Raw genomic sequence first — 16,975 nt, forward strand, 5'->3', positions numbered from 1 at the left:
CGCCCGCGCCCACGGCGGCGGCCGCCGGTCAGGTCAGGTGGGGCAGCGCCCTGGTGAGGAAGTCGCCGAGGGCGGCCGGTGAGTCGAGGGTGAGGTCGGCGGCGTCGGCCACCTCGTGACCGGTCTCCGGGTTGGCCACGGCCACGCAGACGCCGAAGAAGTCCGGGTCGGCGGCGGCGCGGGCCCGCAGCGCGGCGAAGGCCTTGATGTCGGAGACGTCGTCGCCGAAGTACCAGGCGCCACCGGCGTCGCGAACGATCTCGCCGATGACCAGGCCCTTGTCCCGGTCGACCGGGGGCTTGAGCTCCAGCACCATCCGGCCGGCCTGCACCTTGAGCCCCAGCCGCTCGGCCTGCGCGCGTCCCCACTGCTCGACCTGCGGCCCCAGCCCCGGTGCGGTACGCCAGTGCAGGGCGACGCTCAACCGCTTGAACTCGACCAGCGTGCCGGCCGGCAGTTCGGCCCGGGCCAGGTCGGCCAGCTCCGCCATGGTCGGCACCCAGGGCAGGGCGGCCGGCTCGGTCACCGTCTCGCCCCCGGAGTGGCTGTGCTCCAGCCCGTACAGCCCGTACAGGTCGATGCCGGCGAGGCCACCGAGGTGGTCGCGGAGGAAGTCGACCGGGCGGGCGGAGACGATCGCCACCCGCTGCACCACCGGGGCGAGCGCCTCCAGCGCGGCGAGCACCTTGGGCGCGGGCTGCACGGCGGTGGGGTCGTCGTCGACCGGCGCCAAGGTGCCGTCGAAGTCGAAGAAGAGCACCGTGTGGGCTGCCCGCGCGGCGGTGGCCCGCCAGGCGTGTTCGGCGTCCAACGGAGTCTTCGGCTGCTGGTTGCCCAGATTCAACGGCGGCACGCGCGACAGCGTACCCCGGCGGCTGCGGCTCATTCGTGGCCGCGAGATGACGCCTTCTCGCCTCCGGCGGTGGGCGATTTCGCAGGTGGTCGGTCAGCGTTCGGCGGCTCCCCGGCGCGGGCGCCCGAACGGCACCACGTCGGCCTCCTGGCCGTGGCTGAGCAGGTAACCCTCGACGAATCCGGTGTTCCGGTCGCCGGCCTGCGCCTCGATCTCGCTGAGCCGGGCGACCAGGAACTCGGTCAGTGCGCTGACCCGGTCGTTGAGCCGCTCGTGCAGCTCGGCGACCACGGCCAGCACCACCGCGGTGCCGGCGGTGGTGAGCGCGAGGAGGTTGACGACCAGTGGCATCTGCTCGCCCTCGACCGCGCCTATCGCGACGTTTGCGGTCACGAACGATGTCACCGACACCGCCGCGACCACGACTGCCCACCATTTCAGGGTCATGGACAGACCCCTCCTTCTGTCCCGCAGGGCTGGGTTCGGCCTTGTCCCGTCCCCCCGCCGACGACGAGCCCAAGCAGTACGAATACGGACGCTAGCGCGCCCGTTCCTGGCCCGTAGCGAAACGAAGAGGTCTGACCAGGCGTTCTTTCGCCATCTGAGGAACTACCCGGCCTGTTCGTCTCGTTTTCGGACGTCGGCCGGCAGAGTCGGGCGATAAGCGAGATAACGAATGGTTTCTCGAATGTGGAACTTCTCCGCTTCCGAGACGGCGGGATCGACCAGCCGGCGCAGCAGGGCCTCCACGTCCGGGTCCATCGGGGGTGGCGTCGCCGCGGTGCGGGGCGCGGCGGCCCGGTCCCAGCCCAGCGCGGCGAAGGCGGCGGCGGGGTTGAGCCCGAGCCCCTCGCAGAAGGCGACCACCCGCTCCACCTCCGGGTCGCTGGCCCAGTCGCCGCGGACCCACCGGTTGATGGTCTGCCGGGAGACGCCGGTGCGGCGGGAGACCTCGGTGCCCGTCCAGGCCCGCATCGCCCGGGCGTCGTCGAGCGCCCGGCGGACGAAACTGGCGAAGGCGATCTTCCGGGCGGGGGCGGTCTCGGTCACCCCGTGACGGTACGGCCGGACGGCCGCGGTGGGGAGTCCGTGCGTACGGGTGTCACGCGAACGGGACGACTCTCTCCGGGCGCGTGTTAACGATCCAGGGGCCTTTCCGAGGGGTGTCACCTGGGCAGAATAGGAGGACTTAGGTGCGGCGGTAACCGGACGAAAAGCTGATACTGTCACGCTCGTGGGACAATCTACGGTGTGTCACGTGCATGAGACGATTAGTGCTCACATGCGTCACGCCCCCAGCGCGCGGGAGGTGCGGTGACCGAGCTCGCGACCCGTGCCCAGGCCTTCGGCCTGATCGCGGAGGGGGTGGCCGCGGGACTGAGCGCGCCCTGGCGCCTATACCTCGCCCGAGGGTGCCGCTACCTGTCCCTGAGCGTGGGGGACCGGGACGAGTGGGACGCCTGGCGTACCCATCTCGGTTGTCCGGAGCTGAGCGTCCGGGTCTACGACGCCGGCGGCGAGATCCGCCGCTCCTCGGTCGCCGAGATCGTCCTGGACGGGTGCCGGATCAGCGTCGAGCTGGTGGAGGAGGTCAGCACCGACGACCTGGAGCGGCTCCTGGTCGTCGACCCCACCACGATCGAGCCGGAGGACCGGTGACCGGGCCGGCGCGGCGCGGCGGAGCCGCCGGATGAGCCCGTTCCTCGCGGTCTTCCTCGTCCTCGTCCTCGGCGCCACCAGTTACGCGGCGGGCCGGCTGCACGGCCAGCTCAGCTACCGGATCGGCTATCGCTTCGGTTACCGGCAGGGCTACTTCGACGGCGACCGGGGGGCGTGGAACCGACGACGCCGCGACGCCCAGGCCGCGATCGCCTCGGCCCTGGCCGGGCCGGTGAGCGGGCCACCGGTGGTGACCACCGCGACGGTCACCACCACCGCGGTCGCCCGGCAGGGCACCACGTACACCGGCTCCTCGTTCACCGCCCCGGTCCCGCCGGTCACCGGCCGGCACCCGACCGGGACCCTCGTCCGGCGGCAGGGCTGACGACCCACGCCGGCACCGACCCGGTGCGTCGTCCGCGGCGGGCACGCACCGTCGGGGCCACGTCAGACCGGTGACGGTGGCCCCACCGGCCGGGATGCGCGCAGGGGGCATGCATCCCGGCCGGTCCGCCGCCGACGTTCACGTCCCGGTCGAGGGAGATCCACCTCCACCTCTAGCCGAGGTGGCCCGGCGCCGCTAGCGTCTAGGCATGGCACGGGGTTCTCCCGGGCCAGCCGGTCCGCCCGGAACTGCGACCTCGCGCACGGGGTTCCGCATCCGACCCCGTGTCCCCGGGCACCGGAGGAGGCGGAACACGGGTGGCGGGTGCCCATCCGTCGGAGCAGGCCTGTGACGACTCGCCGTACGCCCGCCGGTGCCGACCAGACCCCGGCCGCGACTGCCACGACCCGCCGAGCCACCCGGAGCCGCCGTACGCCGGCCGCCGCCCCGGCCGGCACCGAGGAGCCCCGACCAGCCGGCCAGGCGTTCGTCCTGGACACCTCGGTGCTCCTGTCCGACCCGGCGGCGTTCCACCGCTTCGCCGAGCACGAGGTGGTCCTGCCCCTGGTGGTCATCTCCGAACTGGAGGGCAAGCGCCACCACCCCGAGCTGGGCTGGTTCGCCCGGCAGTCCCTGCGCATGCTGGACGAGCTGCGGGTGCGGCACGGGCGGCTGGACCGTCCGGTGCCCGCCAACGACGCCGGCGGCACGCTGCGGGTGGAGCTCAACCACTCGGACGACGGCGTGCTGCCGCCGGGCTTCCGCAACGAGTCCAACGACGCCCGGATCCTCTCCGTGGCGTTGAACCTGGCCGCCGAGGGCCGGGAGGTGACCCTGGTCAGCAAGGACATGCCGCTGCGGGTCAAGGCCGCCTCGGTCGGGCTGCGGGCCGACGAGTACCGGCACGGCCAGGCCAGCGATCCCACCTGGACGGGCATGGCCGAGCTGGAGCTGGGCGAGGAGGAGATCGGCCGGCTCTACGCCGGTGAGACCCTCGACCTGGACGCCGCGGCGGGCCTGCCCTGCCACACCGGCCTGGTGCTGCACTCGGCCCGCGGCTCGGCCCTGGGCCGGGTGCTGCCCGACAAGACCGTCCGGCTGGTGCGGGGCGACCGGGAGGCGTTCGGCCTGCACGGTCGCTCGGCCGAGCAGCGCGTCGCGCTGGACCTGCTGCTGGACGAGTCGATCGGCATCGTCTCGATGGGCGGGCGGGCCGGCACCGGCAAGTCCGCGCTGGCGCTCTGCGCCGGCCTGGAGGCGGTGATGGAACGCCGCCGGCACAAGAAGGTGATCGTCTTCCGCCCGCTGTACGCCGTCGGCGGCCAGGAACTCGGCTACCTGCCCGGCTCGGAGTCGGAGAAGATGTCGCCCTGGGCGCAGGCGGTCTTCGACACCCTCGGCGCGGTGGTGCACGAGAACGTGCTGGAGGAGGTCACCTCGCGGGGGATCCTGGAGGTCCTGCCGCTGACCCACATCCGGGGCCGGAGCCTGCACGACGCCTTCGTGATCGTCGACGAGGCGCAGTCGCTGGAGCGGGGCGTGCTGCTCACCGTGCTGTCCCGGATCGGTCAGGGGTCCCGGGTGGTGCTCACCCACGACGTCGCCCAGCGGGACAACCTGCGGGTGGGCCGGCACGACGGCGTGACGGCGGTGATCGAGGCGCTGAAGGGTCACCCGCTCTTCGCGCACGTCACGCTGAGCCGTTCGGAGCGGTCGCCGATCGCCGCGATGGTGACTGATCTGCTGGAGGACATCCCGCAGTAGTCGTCTCGGGCGTCCGTTGCGCCCACTTCCGTCCGCATTCACCTTGTGGCGCAGGTCACAAATGGGTCTGTTGGTTTCCCATCAGTCTCACTGTGCGCGATGGTGTCCAACGAGCGCCCGCGCCCCGACAAGATCGTCGAGTATCGTTCGTCCCACCCCAGGACGAGCCCCGGCGAGAGTCGGTGCGTCGGATGCGACCGGCTCCGGTCGGGGCGCTCGCGGCACGACCGCGTCCGGAGACGGCCGGCCCGCGCCGCGTCCTTGCCCCCGACGAAGGGACCACTTCGTGAGTCGGCTGTGGAGCCGGTTCGGCGCCCGTACGGCCGCCGTCGCACTGCTCTCCGTGGGCGTTGCCGGCGGCTTCTATCTGGGCGAAGACCGGGAAACCCAGCAACAGGGCCTGACCGCGCAGGTCGGCCTCCAGGTCGACCAGGCCGAGTACGACTACCAGCGCGAGCGGCAGGCCGACCACCAGCGCAGCTCCGCCAAGCAGCGGGCCGCCGAGTACCAGGCGAAGCTGCGGGCCGCCGCGGCCGCCAAGGAGGCCGCCGAGCGGGCCCGCGAGGCCGAGGCCGCTGCGGCGTCCCGGAAGAAGGCGCGGGAGGCGGCGGCCAAGGAGGCCGAGGCCAAGACCCAGCCGTTCACCGGTCCGATCCCCGCGTCCTGCAACGAGTTCAGCGGCAACCGCGAGATCGGCTGCGCGCTGCTGCTCGACGCCGGCTTCAAGATCGACCAGATGCCGTGCCTGGACAAGCTCTGGACGAAGGAGAGCGGCTGGAACCACAAGGCCAGCAACCCCTCCTCCGGGGCGTACGGCATCCCGCAGGCCCTGCCGGGCAGCAAGATGGGCACGGTCGCCGACGACTGGCGGACCAACCCGGCCACCCAGATCAAGTGGGGCCTGGGCTACATCGAGGGCCGGTACGACAACCCCTGCGGCGCCTGGGCGCACAGCCAGAACGTCGGCTGGTACTGATCGTCGCGAACGAGGGCGGGGCGGGTGGGCGACCACCCGCCCCGCCCTCGTCGTGGTCCGGGCCGGCGCGCCGCCCAGGTGGCGGTCGGCCACGAATGCTGATACCCCTGTCAGGGTGACCCTGCACCCAGCGGGCGGCGACCCGACCCGGTTCGGCACCGACGCGTTCTACGCCGCCCTCGGCCGGGCCTTCGTCGCCATGTGCGCGGTCGTGCCGTTCCTCTTCCTCATCGAGGCCCTCGACCAGGGGCTCGACTTCGGCCTCGACGTGGCCGCGGGGATCATCCCGCACCGCATCCAGGGCCTGGACGGGGTCTTCTTCTCGCCGTTCCTGCACCACGGCTTCGAGCACCTCTACAGCAACAGCATCCCGCTGATCCTGCTCGGCACCTTCGTGCTCGCCGCCGGCACCCGGCGCTTCCTCTGGTCCACCCTGATCATCGTGCTGGTCAGCGGGCTCGGCGTCTGGTTCACCGGCGCGCCCAACTCGGTGGTCGTCGGCGCCAGCGGGGTGATCTTCGGCTACCTCGGCATGCTGCTGACCCGGGGCCTGGTGGAGCGCAGCTGGTGGAACCTGGCGGTGGTGCTGCTGGTCGGCTTGCTCTACGGCTGGCAGCTGCTCGGCATCCTCCCCACCGACGAGCGGATCTCCTGGCAGGGGCACCTGTTCGGGCTGCTCGGCGGGGTGGTCGCGGCGATCCTGTTCCGGCGCCGCCGGCCCGAGCCGGGCGGGCCGTACCACTCGGAGTCGACCCTCACCATGCCCTGAGTCGGGCGACCCGCCGCTGGGCCACCGGAGATCGGGACATGCTTGCCCGGCCGGTGCGTCGGGCCTACCGTCGGCATCAGCACGCGTTGATCCGCCAGCGGAAAGCGACGGTACGCCCATGCGCGAGGTCGATGTCGCGGTGATCGGGGCCGGCCCGACCGGCCTGTTCGCCGCGTACTACGCCGGGTTCCGCGGGCTGTCCGTGGCGGTCGTCGACGCGCTGCCCGAGCCGGGCGGGCAGATCACCGCGATGTATCCGGAGAAGCTGATCCTGGACGTCGCCGGCTTCCCCGCCGTCAAGGGACGGGACCTGGTGGCGAACCTGGTGGCCCAGGCCGCGCCGTTCCACCCGGAGTACCTGCTCGGTACCCGGGCGGAGAAGCTCGCCTACGTCGACGGCAAGCCGGTGCTCGGGCTCGCCGGCGGTGACCAGCTGCGCTGCGGCGCGGTGGTGATCACCGGTGGGCTGGGCAGTTTCACCCCGCGCCCGCTGCCGGTGGCGGAGAGCTTCGTGGGCGGCGGGATCGTCTACTTCGTACCCGAGCCGACGGCACTGGCCGACCGGGACGTGCTGATCGTCGGCGGCGGGGACTCGGCCTTCGACTGGGCGTTGACCCTGCAACCGCTGGCCCGCTCGGTGACGCTGGTGCACCGGCGGGAGAAGTTCCGGGCGCACGCGTCGACGGTCTCCCGGGTGCTGGCGCTGCCGGTGCGGGTGATCGTCAACGCCGAGCTGACCAGGCTGCACGGGGACGCCACGGTGACCGCCGCCGACATCACCGTGCGCGGCGGCGACGCCGAGACCCTGCCGGTCGACACGGTGGTGGCAGCGCTGGGCTTCACCGCCGACCTCGGACCGTTGGCCGAGTGGGGGCTGCGCCTGGACCGCCGGCACATCGTGGTGGACAGCGCGATGGCGACCAACCTGCCGCGCGTCTTCGCCGCCGGGGACATCACGGAATACCCGGGCAAGGTGCGGCTGATCGCCACCGGCTTCGGCGAGGCGGCCACCGCGGTCAACAACGCCGCCGTCGCCATCGACCCGAGCGCCCACCTGTTCCCGGGCCACTCCTCCGACGCCGGCTGAGGCGACCGTCAGCGGGGCAGGCCGATGAGGTCGGCCATCAGCCCGGTCTGGTGGTCGAAGTACGCGTCCCGGTGCGGGACCGCCCGGTTGAGCCGGCCGAACAGCTCGAAGCTGATCAGACCGAACAGCTGCGTCCAGCCGGCCATGCCCCGAGCCAGCAGCGACTCCGGCAGGCCGGGGAAGAGCCCGGCGGCGATCTCGGCCAGGTCGGCGCGTACCGGTTCGGGCAGCTCGTCGTCGGGGGCGGCCAGCCGCCCGTCGACCAGCCCGTCGTGCAGGATGCCGACCAGGGTCACCGGCGGGCGCTGGGCCGGCAGGACGGTGTCGTCGGGTGCGGCGTACCCGGGCACCGGGCTGCCGTAGAGCAGGGCGTACTCGGCGGGGTGGGCGAGCGCCCAGTCCCGGGCCGCCCGGCACACCGCGTGCCAGCGGCCGCGCAGGTCCTGCCGGTCGGCGCCGGCGTCGGCCGACTCCACCGCGTCGCCGAGCGCGTCGTACGCCTCCAGGATCAGCGCGGTGAGCAGGTCGTCGCGGCTCGGGAAGTAGCGGTAGATGGCGGAGGAGACCATCCCCATGTCCCGGGCGACCGCCCGCAGCGAGAGGTTGGCGCCGTCGGTGGCGAGGTGGCGGCGGGCCACCGCCTTGATCTCGTCGAGCATCTCGGCGCGGACCCGGGCGCGGATCGAGGAAGCGGGCATGGGTCCACTCTGCCACGGACTGGAGCGGCAATCAAAAAAGAGAGCACTGCTCTTGACGACTCGGTGGATGGGCGGGCATGCTGGTGTCGGCAAGTGAGAGCAGTGCTCTCGGTTTGTATCCCCGCTTCGAAAGGCGTTCCCATGTCGCTGCACGTGATCGTCGGCTCCGGTCCGGTCGGCACGGCCACCGCCCGTCTCCTCGCCGAGCGGGGTGAGCGCGTCCGGGTGGTGACCCGCCGGGGCAGCGGGCCGGAGCACCCCGCCGTCGAGCGGGTCGCCGCCGACGCCGCCGACGCCGACCGGCTCACCGCGCTGACCGAGGGCGCGGACGCCCTGTACAACTGCGCGAACCCGGCGTACCACCGGTGGCCGACCGACTGGCCGCCGCTGGCCGGCGCGCTGCTCACCGCCGCCGAGCGGACCGGCGCCGTGCTCGCCACGGTCGGCAACCTCTACGGGTACGGGCCGGTCGACGGCCCGATGACCGAGCAGACCCCGCTCGCCGCCACCGGCACCAAGGGCCGGGTGCGCAACCGGATGTGGACCGAGGCGCTCGCCGCCCACCGGGCCGGCCGGGCCCGGGTCACCGAGGTGCGCGGTTCCGACTACCTCGGCGCCGGCGGCACGTCCCTGCCGATGCTGGTGCTGCCCCGGGTGCTCGACGGACGGCGGGTCTTCCTCCCGGTCGCCTGGGACGCCCCGCACACCTGGACGTACATCCCGGACGTCGCCCGTACCCTCGTCGCGGCCGCCGCCGACGCGCGGGCCTGGGGCCGGGCCTGGCACGTGCCCAGCGCACCCGCCGCCGGCATGCGCGAGCTGGCCACCCGCGCGGCGGCGCTGGTCGGCGCGCCCGCGCCGAAGCTGACCCGGATGCCCTACCCGGTGCTCTGGCTCGGCGGCCTGGCCGACCCGTTCGCGCGGGAGCTGCGCGAGACCGCCTACCAGTTCGACCGGCCGTATCTGATGGACTCCACCGCCGCCACCGCCACCCTCGGCATCGAGGCGACGCCGCTGGACCGCGCGATCGAGGAGACGGTCACGGCCCTGCGCCGCTGACCCGCCGGCACCCGCCGCGAGCCCGGCCCGGGCTCAGCGGCGGGGCGCCGGGCCGAGCGCGGCCACCAGCACCGCCACCAGGGTCAGCGCGGCACCCGCCAGGGTCGCCGGCCCCGGGTGCGAGGCCGCGGTCGGCAGGACCAGGTCCAGCAGTACGGCCCCGACGATCTGCCCCGCGATGGTGGCCAGCCCGAGCAGCAGCACCCCGGTGAAGCGGACGATCGCCGCCGCGATCGCGATGAACACGATGCCGATCGGCCCGCCCAGGTAGAGCCACGGCTCGGCGGGCAGGGCGCCGGTCGGCCAGCCCCGGACCGCGCCGTCGACTGCGAAGGTGACCAGCAGGGCGGCCGTGCCGACGGTGAAGTTGACCAGCGTGGCCGCCAGGGCGCTGCCCGAGGCGACCCGGACCCGACCGTTGACCGCCTGCTGCCAGGCGATGCCGACCCCGGCCAGCAGCGGCAGCAGGGCCAGCACCAGGGCTCCCGGGTCGCCCAGCCGGTCGCCCACCGCCAGCAGGACGGCGAGCACGGTCAGCGCCGCACCGGCCAGCCGGCTCGGCGTCACCGGCTGCCGGCCGGCCGGGCCCACCCCGGCCCGGTCCACCGCCAGACTGCTCGCGGACTGGCCGGCCACCACCGCCACCGTGAAGACGGCCACCCCGAGCGTGCCGATGGTGAGCCCCTGGGTGGCGACCAGGAACGCCCCGCACAACCCGCCCAGGCACTGCCACGGGCGCAGCGAGCCGTCCCGCAGCGCCGCGCGCAGGTCGCGCAGTCCCCGCCGCCCACCCGGGGTGGCGGGGACCAGCACCAGCAGCACCAGCAGGCCCAGCCCGAACGAGACCACCGCGGCGGCGATCCCGTCGGCCAGGCGTACGCCCAGTTCGCCGTTGATCCGGGACTGCACGGCCACGGTGACCCCCGAGGCGGTCGCCAACCCGGTCGCGACGATCCGCCGGGACCCCGGGACGGTCGGACGGACCGCCGTCCCGGCCCTACTCACTCCTGCTCGGCCAGCGGCCGGCCGTCGAAGTCGACCGCCGAGTAGAGGGCCAGCTTCTCCAGCCGGTGGTACGAGTCGATCACCCGGATCGTGCCGCTCTTGGAGCGCATCACGATCGACTGGGTGTACGCCCCGCCCGCCCGGTAGCGCACGCCGCGCAGCAGGTCACCGGAGGTGACACCGGTGGCCACGAAGAAGCAGTTGTCGCCGGTGACCAGGTCGTCGGTGCTGAGCACCCGGTCCAGGTCGTGCCCGGCGGCCAGCGCCTTCTCCCGCTCCTCGGCGTCGCGCGGCCAGAGCTTGGCCTGCATCGCCCCGCCCATGCACTTGAGCGCGCAGGCCGAGATGATCCCCTCCGGCGTGCCGCCGATGCCCATCAGCACGTCGACGTCGGACTCGCCCCGGGCGGCCGCGATCGAGCCCGCGATGTCGCCGTCGGAGATGAACCGGATGCCCGCCCCGGTACGCCGGATCTGCTTGACCAGGTCGTCGTGGCGGGAGCGGTCCAGCACGCAGACCGTCACCTCGGAGACGTCGGTGCCCTTGACCTTGGCGATCCGGCGCAGGTTGTCGGCCACCCCGGCGTTGATGTCCACCACGTCGGCGTACATCGGACCGACGGCCAGCTTCTCCATGTAGAAGACCGCGCTCGGGTCGAACATCGCGCCGCGCTCGGAGACCGCGAGCACCGCCAGCGCGTTCGGCATGCCCTTGCTCATCAGCGTGGTGCCGTCGACCGGGTCCACCGCGACGTCCACCTCGGGTCCGGTGCCGTCGCCCACCTCTTCGCCGTTGAAGAGCATCGGCGCGTTGTCCTTCTCGCCCTCGCCGATCACCACCACCCCGCGCATCGGGATCGAGTTGATCAGCTTGCGCATCGCGTCGACGGCTGCCCCGTCGCCGCCCTCCTTGTCGCCCCGGCCGACCCACCGGCCGGCGGCCATCGCCGCTGCCTCGGTGACCCGGACCAGGTCGAGGGCAAGGTTGCGGTCGAGATCCTGGGGGATCCGCGTCCTGGTGTTCGTCGTCATGACGGCTTCCTCCTCGCGACGTTGCGGGGTGGACCGGCAGGGTGCTGCGGTCGCCGCTGCCGGCTTTGTCGCTGATCCTCACACGATGACAGGTCCGGTGTCGGGGCGGGGCGGTGGTGGGCGGGATCGGTCACCCGCGCGGCTGCGAGAATGGACGGGTGGACCCCGCACAGCCTGCCGACCGCGTACCCGCCGACCAGACCCCGCCCGACGGCCAGCCGCCGGTGCCCCCGACCGGGGCGACCGACGCGGTGGCCGGGTCCGGCCCGTCGAAGGGACCGGCCGGCGGCGGCTCGGCCACCGGGGCCGGCACCGAGGCGGCGCTGGTAGAGACGACCGCCGGCACCGGCGGCGGCGGCGAGCCGGCGCTGGTCGAGCCGACGCCCGACGCCGCCGCAGTGGACGCCGACGTGCCGCCGGCGCGGCCGGCCGCCGGCGGGCGGCCCGTCGGCAAGGAGAAGTCCCGCTCCGAGCGGTCGCCGAAGGACATGGCGCTCTCGCTGCTGGTGCTCCTCGTCCCGATCGCCCTGCTGGTCGCCTTCTACCGGGGTTTCCTCGGCGGCGAGCAGCCGACCGTGATCGACGCCGCGCCCGCCTACGAGCAGGCCCGCGCGGCGAACGCCTTCCCGGTCAGCGAGCCGGCCGGGCTGAGCTCCGGCTGGCGTACGGTCAGCGCCAGCTACCGCACGGTCGAGGGCGGCGCCAACCTGCGCGTCGGCTATCTCACTCCGGAGGGGCGGGGCGTCCAGCTGGTGCAGAGCAACGTGCCGCCGGAGAGGCTGCTGCCGGCCGAGCTGACCGCCGAGGGGCAGCCCCAGGGGCCCACCGACCTGGGCGGGCGCAACTGGCAGCGGTACACCGGCCGGGGCAACGACCAGGCCCTGGTGCTGCTCGAACCGAACCGCACGATCCTGGTGATCGGCGACGCCCGGGAGAACGAGCTGCGGCAGCTCGCCGGCTCGTTGCGCTGACGCCGCCGGGCCTGGGCGGGCCTGTGCAGAAGCCCCCGGCGAAGCAGGTCGTCGAGGCGTCCGACCAGGTCTACGAGATGTTCAAGGACTGACTTCCCGGGGTGGGGTGCGGCGTGCTGCGCCGCCCCACCGAGGAGCGGCGTTCCATCAAGTGGACCGGACAGGGATTGCCGAACGCGGCGTCAGGGAACAGAAGGTACGCGACCTTGCCGGCTCGTTCCGTCGGGCCGGACGGGACTCGTGCGGCGGGGCAGGTGCAACGCCTCGACGCCACGCCTCCGGCGCCCCCGCGGGCCGGACGACCCACTTGAGAGGTTCACGTGACCATTCGGCGCTTCAGCGCGGCGGTCTTCGCCGCGACGCTGCTCACTCCTGGGCTTGCCGCCTGCAACAGCACCGGGACCGGCGAGGCGGGGGCCTCCGCGTCCCCCACGGTCTCCGGCAGCGCCTCGCCGGGGGCCTCCGGCGCGGTCAACGGCGACGCCAAGCAGGCCCTGCTCAACTCCACCAACGAGATCAGGAACGGCAACTTCCGGTTCACCATGTCCGGCGCCGGTTCGAGCGCCGAGGGGCAGGTGCACGAGCCGAGCCAGAGCGCCGAGATGCGCGTCCTGATCGGTGACGCGTCCTCGGACCTGTCGATGAAGCTCGACCTGATCCACGCCAAGCCGGACAGCTGGGTGAAGCTGGAACTGGGCGGCAAGTCCGCCGGCAGCATCCCGGGCGCGCAGAAGCTCAACCTCGGCAAGTACCAGCACCTCGACCAGACCCGGATCAAGGGCAACAAGGCGCTGGGCTTCGACTTCGACAAGATCGACCCGGCCGGCAGCGAGGTGCTGACCCAGGGCATCACCGAGGTACGGCAGACCGGCCAGGGCACTTACGCCGGCACGCTCGACGTGTCGAAGGCCGCCGAGGCCGGCTCGGTGGACCAGTCCGTGATCACCGCGCTCGGCCCGCAGGCCAAGTCGGTGCCGTTCACGGCGAAGCTGGACCCGCAGGGCCGGCTCAGCGAGATGGTGGTCCAGATTCCGGCCGCCGGCCAGAACGCCGCGCAGGACATCAAGGTCACCTACTCGGACTACGGCAACGCCGCCGCCGCGCAGAAGCCGCCGGCCGACCAGGTGGTCGAGGCGCCCAAGGAGTTCTACAACCTGTTCAACTGAGCCGTCGACTGCGGTGGCGGGGCGGCTGTCGGTCGCCCCGCCGCTGCTGTCCGCTGCCCAGGGCAGGCGTCAGGAGTCGGCGGCCTGCCGGGCGGCGTCGATGCGGGCCCGGGCGCCGTCCAGCCAGCGCTGGCAGACCTCGGCCAGCTTCTCGCCGCGCTCCCACAGCGCCAGCGACTCCTCCAGCGAGGTGCCGCCGGCCTCCAGCTTCTCGACCACCTGGGCCAGCTCGGCGCGAGCCTGCTCGTAGCTGAGCCGCTCGTCCTTCGTCTCGTCGGTCATCGCACCCATCCCACCACACTCCTCAGCCGTCGACGGTCGCGGTCAGCTCACCGTCGGCGAGGCGCACCCGCAGGGGGTCGCCCTTGGCCACCTCGGCGGCGGCGCGGACGACGTGGCCGTCGGCGCGCTGCACGATCGCGTACCCGCGGTCGAGGGTGGCCGCGGGGGAGAGCGCGCGCAACCGGGCCAGGGTGTGCCGCAGGTCGTCGTCGGCGGCGCCGAGCCGGTGGTCCAGGCAGCGGCCGGTCCGGTCCCGCAGCGCGCTCACCTCGGCGGCCCGCTGGTCGACCATCACCTGCGGGCGGGCCAGCACCGGTCGGGAACGGAGCAGGGCGAGCCGGTGCGATTCCCGGTCGACCAGGTTGCGGACCGCGCGTTCCAGCCGGGACCGGGCCTGGCCGATGAGGCGGACCTCCTCGGTGAGGTCGGGCACGACCCGCTTGGCCGCGTCGGTCGGCGTGGACGCGCGGACGTCGGCGACGTAGTCGACCAGCGGTGCGTCCGTCTCGTGGCCGATCGCGCTGACCACCGGGGTGCGGCAGGCGAAGACCGCCCGGCACAGCGCCTCGTCGGAGAAGGGCAGCAGGTCCTCGATGCCGCCGCCGCCCCGGGCCAGGATGATCACGTCGATGCTCGGATCGGCGTCGAGCACCTTCAACGCGTCGACGATCTGCGGCACCGCGCTCGGCCCCTGCACCGCCACGTTGACCGTGCGGAACTCCACCGCCGGCCAGCGCCGCCGGGCGTTGGTCAGCACGTCCCGCTCGGCGGCCGAGGCGCGCCCGGTGATCAGCCCGACCCGCTGCGGCAGGAACGGGGGGCGGCGCTTGCGGGACCGGTCGAAGAGCCCCTCCGCCGCGAGCAGCTTCTTGAGCTTCTCCAGCCGGGCCAGCAGCTCGCCGAGCCCCACCTGGCGGATCTCGTCGGCGCGCAGGCTCAGCGTGCCGCGGGCCGCGTAGAACTCCGGCTTGGCGTGCAGCACCACCCGGGCGCCCTCGCGCAGCTCCGGCGCGCCGGAGTCGAGGACGTCCCGGTTGGTGGTGACGGTCAGGCTGAGGTCGGCGGACGGGTCGCGCAGGGTGAGGAAGACGGTGCTGGCGCCGGGGCGCCGGCTGATCTGCGCCACCTGGCCGTCCACCCAGACCCAGCCGAGCTTGGCGATCCAGGCGCCGACCTTCTGGCTGACCACCCGGACCGGCCAGGGCTCCTCGGGGGTGCTGCGCGGGGCGTCGGTCACCCGCCCACCCTACGGTCAGCCCCCGACGACCTGCGGCAGCCCTGACAGCGCGTGCCGCTCGCCGGGGCGGGGCCCCACGGGCCCTGCTCGGTGATCGCCACGGTGTTTTCCCAGGGCGCGGCGGTCGCGCCGTCGACCGTGCTGATCGTCCAGCCGTCGTCGGCGACCGTGAGGCCGAGCGCGCCGAAGGGCGAACATCGGCGGGTCTTCTGGATCACCATCGCGCGTCCTTTCGTACCCGAAATGTGGGTTTCGGCTGGTGGCCGGCGGCCGTGGGCGCTGCCGGTCCGCCATTTCTGCCAGTCCCCGGCCCCGGCTGTGGTGAGGGTCGCAGCCGCTGCCGGCGGAAAACCCGGCACGTACGATGGTCGGGTGACCCAGGCTGAGACGACCCCCCGGACCGGCAAGCGCGTGCTCCTGGCCAAGCCCCGCGGCTACTGCGCGGGCGTCGACCGGGCGGTGCAGACCGTGGAGGAGGCGCTCAAGCTCTACGGCGCCCCGATCTACGTGCGCAAGCAGATCGTGCACAACAAGCACGTGGTGCGGACGTTGGAGGCCCAGGGCGCGATCTTCGTCGAGGAGAACGAGGAGGTGCCGGAGGGCGCCACCGTCATCTTCTCCGCGCACGGCGTCGCCCCGGAGGTCTACGAGCAGGCGAAGGCGCGCTCGCTGAAGGCGATCGACGCGACCTGCCCGCTGGTGACCAAGGTGCACCAGGAGGCGAAGCGGTTCGCCGCCGAGGACTACGACATCCTGCTGATCGGCCACGAGGGGCACGAGGAGGTCATCGGCACCGCCGGCGAGGCCCCCGCGCACATCCAGCTGGTGGACGGCCCCGACGGCGTCGACAAGGTCACCGTGCGGGACCCGAACAAGGTCGTATGGCTCTCCCAGACCACCCTGTCGGTGGACGAGACGCTGGAGACGGTCGCCCGGCTCAAGTCCCGGCTGCCGCTGCTCCAGTCGCCGCCCAGCGACGACATCTGCTACGCCACCTCCAACCGGCAGCACGTGGTCAAGGAGATCGCCCCCGAGTGCGACGTGGTGATCGTCGTCGGCTCGCGCAACTCCTCCAACTCGGTGCGCCTGGTCGAGGTCGCCCTGGACGCCGGCGCCCGCGCCGGGCACCTGGTCGACTTCGCGCACGAGATCGACGACGCCTGGCTGGCCGGTGCCGGCACGGTCGGCGTCACGTCCGGCGCGAGCGTGCCGGACGAGCTGGTGCAGGACGTGCTGACCCACCTCGGCGCGCGGGGCTTCACCGACGTCGAGGAGATCACCACCGCCAACGAGCGGCTGACCTTCTCGCTGCCGCAGGAGCTCAAGCGCGACATGAAGGCCGCCGCCGCGCGGGCCTGACCGGGAACGGATCGCCCGCCGGTCACGTCCCAGTGGGCATGAAGACTCCTCGGATGGTCCTCGCCGCCCTGGTCGCCTGCGCGGCGCTGACCGCCTGCGGTGGCCAGGACGGCGACGACCGGACGGGCACCCCCAGCCCCTCGGAAGGATTGCCGGTGACCAGCGCGCCCAGCAGCGGCCCGGCGCAGCCGGGCGACCCGACCGCCGTCCCGCCGACCGCTCCGCCCCCGACCGCGCTGCCGCCGACCAAGCGGCCGCCGGTCGGCCCCAGCGTGCCGCCCGGCCCGGGCGCCACCACCATCACCGGCACCGTCCAGGCCGGGGTGGAGCCGAACTGCCTGCTGGTCGAGGGCTACCAGCTCATCGGCGGCCCCCGGGACGTGCTCGCCGTCGGCGCCCGGGTCACCGTCACCGGCCAGCCCAAGCCGGACATGATGACCACCTGCCAGCAGGGCACCCCCTTCGTCGTCGAGTCCGCCCGCCGCTCCTGAGGCAAGCGCCGACCGTCCGGGGGCAGGGGACCTGTCCCCCTCGCTTTGCTCTGCTGCCCTCCCGGCGACGGCGAAGCGCTCCCAGTGTCGCCCCCGCCGCAGCAGAGCAAAGGGGGGAAGCGGGGAGCCCGCCCCCGGGGACCGGGGACGGGCTCCTGTGGTGCTCGGCGGTCCGGAGACCGC

Annotated in this window: 20 protein-coding genes; 11 read left to right on the forward strand and 9 right to left on the reverse strand. The window is 73.4% G+C overall.

All coding sequences use genetic code 11. The features are described from left to right. Positions 1–28: 28 nt before the first annotated feature. The 3 genes from otsB to ACTMS9_RS04495 form a co-directional block, all read right to left on the reverse strand. Positions 29–853: a trehalose-phosphatase gene (gene otsB / locus ACTMS9_RS04485; RefSeq protein WP_210776572.1), complete on the reverse strand. Its 825-nt coding sequence runs from the start codon at positions 851–853 to the stop codon at positions 29–31. Between the two features lie 93 nt (positions 854–946). Next, entirely contained in the window at positions 947–1,300 is a 354-nt protein-coding gene (locus ACTMS9_RS04490) for a hypothetical protein (RefSeq protein ID WP_441147252.1), read from the reverse strand. A gap of 162 nt (positions 1,301–1,462) precedes the next feature. Next, entirely contained in the window at positions 1,463–1,903 is a 441-nt protein-coding gene (locus tag ACTMS9_RS04495) for a helix-turn-helix domain-containing protein (RefSeq protein WP_210776574.1), read from the reverse strand. A gap of 264 nt (positions 1,904–2,167) precedes the next feature. Between ACTMS9_RS04495 and ACTMS9_RS04500 the strand changes: the two genes are divergently transcribed. The 6 genes from ACTMS9_RS04500 to ACTMS9_RS04525 all read left to right on the forward strand — a co-directional run bounded on the left by ACTMS9_RS04500 (position 2,168) and on the right by ACTMS9_RS04525 (position 7,493). Further along, on the forward strand, positions 2,168–2,512 hold the full coding sequence (locus tag ACTMS9_RS04500; protein WP_441147249.1) for a hypothetical protein: 345 nt from the start codon (positions 2,168–2,170) through the stop codon (positions 2,510–2,512). 31 nt (positions 2,513–2,543) lie between these two features. After that, on the forward strand, positions 2,544–2,897 hold the full coding sequence (locus ACTMS9_RS04505) for a hypothetical protein (protein WP_280840415.1): 354 nt from the start codon (positions 2,544–2,546) through the stop codon (positions 2,895–2,897). Between the two features lie 348 nt (positions 2,898–3,245). Beyond that, a complete protein-coding gene (locus tag ACTMS9_RS04510) occupies positions 3,246–4,661 on the forward strand; it encodes a PhoH family protein (RefSeq protein ID WP_441147247.1) in 1,416 nt (471 codons plus the stop codon). A 286-nt stretch (positions 4,662–4,947) separates the two neighbouring features. Continuing rightward, positions 4,948–5,637 carry a lytic transglycosylase domain-containing protein gene (locus tag ACTMS9_RS04515; protein WP_441147245.1) on the forward strand — a complete coding sequence of 230 codons (690 nt, stop codon included), beginning with the start codon at positions 4,948–4,950 and terminating at the stop codon, positions 5,635–5,637. A 115-nt stretch (positions 5,638–5,752) separates the two neighbouring features. Continuing rightward, a complete protein-coding gene (locus tag ACTMS9_RS04520) occupies positions 5,753–6,406 on the forward strand; it encodes a rhomboid family intramembrane serine protease (protein WP_441147243.1) in 654 nt (217 codons plus the stop codon). Positions 6,407–6,524: 118 nt separating this feature from the next. After that, the gene (locus ACTMS9_RS04525) at positions 6,525–7,493 is read left to right on the forward strand and encodes an NAD(P)/FAD-dependent oxidoreductase (protein ID WP_441164187.1); all 969 of its coding nucleotides are present in this window, start codon (positions 6,525–6,527) and stop codon (positions 7,491–7,493) included. An 8-nt stretch (positions 7,494–7,501) separates the two neighbouring features. On the opposite strand, the gene ACTMS9_RS04530 is transcribed toward ACTMS9_RS04525, so the two are convergent. Next, on the reverse strand, positions 7,502–8,191 hold the full coding sequence (locus tag ACTMS9_RS04530; protein WP_441147239.1) for a TetR/AcrR family transcriptional regulator: 690 nt from the start codon (positions 8,189–8,191) through the stop codon (positions 7,502–7,504). A 141-nt stretch (positions 8,192–8,332) separates the two neighbouring features. On the opposite strand from ACTMS9_RS04530, the gene ACTMS9_RS04535 reads away from it, so the two are divergent. After that, entirely contained in the window at positions 8,333–9,250 is a 918-nt protein-coding gene (locus tag ACTMS9_RS04535) for an NAD-dependent epimerase/dehydratase family protein (protein WP_441164188.1), read from the forward strand. Positions 9,251–9,283: 33 nt separating this feature from the next. Here ACTMS9_RS04535 and ACTMS9_RS04540 read toward each other — a convergent pair whose 3' ends face one another. Together ACTMS9_RS04540 and glpX are read right to left on the reverse strand one after the other, a co-directional pair. Then, on the reverse strand, positions 9,284–10,255 hold the full coding sequence (locus tag ACTMS9_RS04540; protein WP_441164189.1) for a DMT family transporter: 972 nt from the start codon (positions 10,253–10,255) through the stop codon (positions 9,284–9,286). Beyond that, the gene (gene glpX / locus ACTMS9_RS04545) at positions 10,252–11,286 is read right to left on the reverse strand and encodes a class II fructose-bisphosphatase (protein WP_088963962.1); all 1,035 of its coding nucleotides are present in this window, start codon (positions 11,284–11,286) and stop codon (positions 10,252–10,254) included. The genes ACTMS9_RS04540 and glpX overlap by 4 nt, the downstream gene beginning before the upstream one ends. Positions 11,287–11,444: 158 nt before the next feature. On the opposite strand from glpX, the gene ACTMS9_RS04550 reads away from it, so the two are divergent. Both ACTMS9_RS04550 and ACTMS9_RS04555 read left to right on the forward strand, forming a co-directional pair. After that, on the forward strand, positions 11,445–12,257 hold the full coding sequence (locus ACTMS9_RS04550; RefSeq protein WP_441164190.1) for a DUF4245 domain-containing protein: 813 nt from the start codon (positions 11,445–11,447) through the stop codon (positions 12,255–12,257). Between the two features lie 320 nt (positions 12,258–12,577). Beyond that, positions 12,578–13,423: a hypothetical protein gene (locus ACTMS9_RS04555; protein ID WP_154939527.1), complete on the forward strand. Its 846-nt coding sequence runs from the start codon at positions 12,578–12,580 to the stop codon at positions 13,421–13,423. 69 nt (positions 13,424–13,492) lie between these two features. Here the strand turns inward: ACTMS9_RS04555 and ACTMS9_RS04560 are convergent, their stop codons facing one another. From ACTMS9_RS04560 to ACTMS9_RS04570, 3 genes are read right to left on the reverse strand one after another with little or no spacing between them, the layout of a single operon-like run. Further along, positions 13,493–13,705 carry an exodeoxyribonuclease VII small subunit gene (locus ACTMS9_RS04560; RefSeq protein ID WP_088964870.1) on the reverse strand — a complete coding sequence of 71 codons (213 nt, stop codon included), beginning with the start codon at positions 13,703–13,705 and terminating at the stop codon, positions 13,493–13,495. Between the two features lie 22 nt (positions 13,706–13,727). Next, a complete protein-coding gene (gene xseA, locus ACTMS9_RS04565; RefSeq protein ID WP_210776597.1) occupies positions 13,728–14,942 on the reverse strand; it encodes an exodeoxyribonuclease VII large subunit in 1,215 nt (404 codons plus the stop codon). Further along, a complete protein-coding gene (locus ACTMS9_RS04570; RefSeq protein ID WP_441147232.1) occupies positions 14,939–15,163 on the reverse strand; it encodes a hypothetical protein in 225 nt (74 codons plus the stop codon). The genes xseA and ACTMS9_RS04570 overlap by 4 nt, the downstream gene beginning before the upstream one ends. Positions 15,164–15,314: 151 nt before the next feature. Here ACTMS9_RS04570 and ACTMS9_RS04575 point away from each other — a divergent pair, with 151 nt between their 5' ends. Both ACTMS9_RS04575 and ACTMS9_RS04580 read left to right on the forward strand, forming a co-directional pair. After that, complete coding sequence (locus ACTMS9_RS04575) at positions 15,315–16,301, forward strand: 4-hydroxy-3-methylbut-2-enyl diphosphate reductase (RefSeq protein WP_441164191.1); 987 nt, start codon at positions 15,315–15,317, stop codon at positions 16,299–16,301. Between the two features lie 38 nt (positions 16,302–16,339). Beyond that, a complete protein-coding gene (locus tag ACTMS9_RS04580; RefSeq protein WP_441147229.1) occupies positions 16,340–16,792 on the forward strand; it encodes a hypothetical protein in 453 nt (150 codons plus the stop codon). The last annotated feature ends 183 nt before the right edge of the window (positions 16,793–16,975 follow it).

The organism is Micromonospora sp. L31, assembly GCF_052068075.1.
GTDB lineage: Bacteria > Actinomycetota > Actinomycetes > Mycobacteriales > Micromonosporaceae > Micromonospora > Micromonospora purpureochromogenes.

Bases quoted from the DNA above. Each gene is read 5' to 3' on its own strand.
- ACTMS9_RS04580 (WP_441147229.1), top strand. From the start codon at position 16,340: ATGAAGACTCCTCGGATGGTCCTCGCCGCCCTGGTCGCCTGCGCGGCG.
- ACTMS9_RS04525 (WP_441164187.1), top strand. From the start codon at position 6,525: ATGCGCGAGGTCGATGTCGCGGTGATCGGGGCCGGCCCGACCGGCCTG.
- ACTMS9_RS04490 (WP_441147252.1), bottom strand. From the start codon at position 1,300: ATGACCCTGAAATGGTGGGCAGTCGTGGTCGCGGCGGTGTCGGTGACA.
- ACTMS9_RS04530 (WP_441147239.1), bottom strand. From the start codon at position 8,191: ATGCCCGCTTCCTCGATCCGCGCCCGGGTCCGCGCCGAGATGCTCGAC.
- ACTMS9_RS04570 (WP_441147232.1), bottom strand. From the start codon at position 15,163: ATGGTGATCCAGAAGACCCGCCGATGTTCGCCCTTCGGCGCGCTCGGC.
- ACTMS9_RS04535 (WP_441164188.1), top strand. From the start codon at position 8,333: ATGTCGCTGCACGTGATCGTCGGCTCCGGTCCGGTCGGCACGGCCACC.
- ACTMS9_RS04560 (WP_088964870.1), bottom strand. From the start codon at position 13,705: ATGACCGACGAGACGAAGGACGAGCGGCTCAGCTACGAGCAGGCTCGC.
- ACTMS9_RS04505 (WP_280840415.1), top strand. From the start codon at position 2,544: ATGAGCCCGTTCCTCGCGGTCTTCCTCGTCCTCGTCCTCGGCGCCACC.
- glpX (WP_088963962.1), bottom strand. From the start codon at position 11,286: ATGACGACGAACACCAGGACGCGGATCCCCCAGGATCTCGACCGCAAC.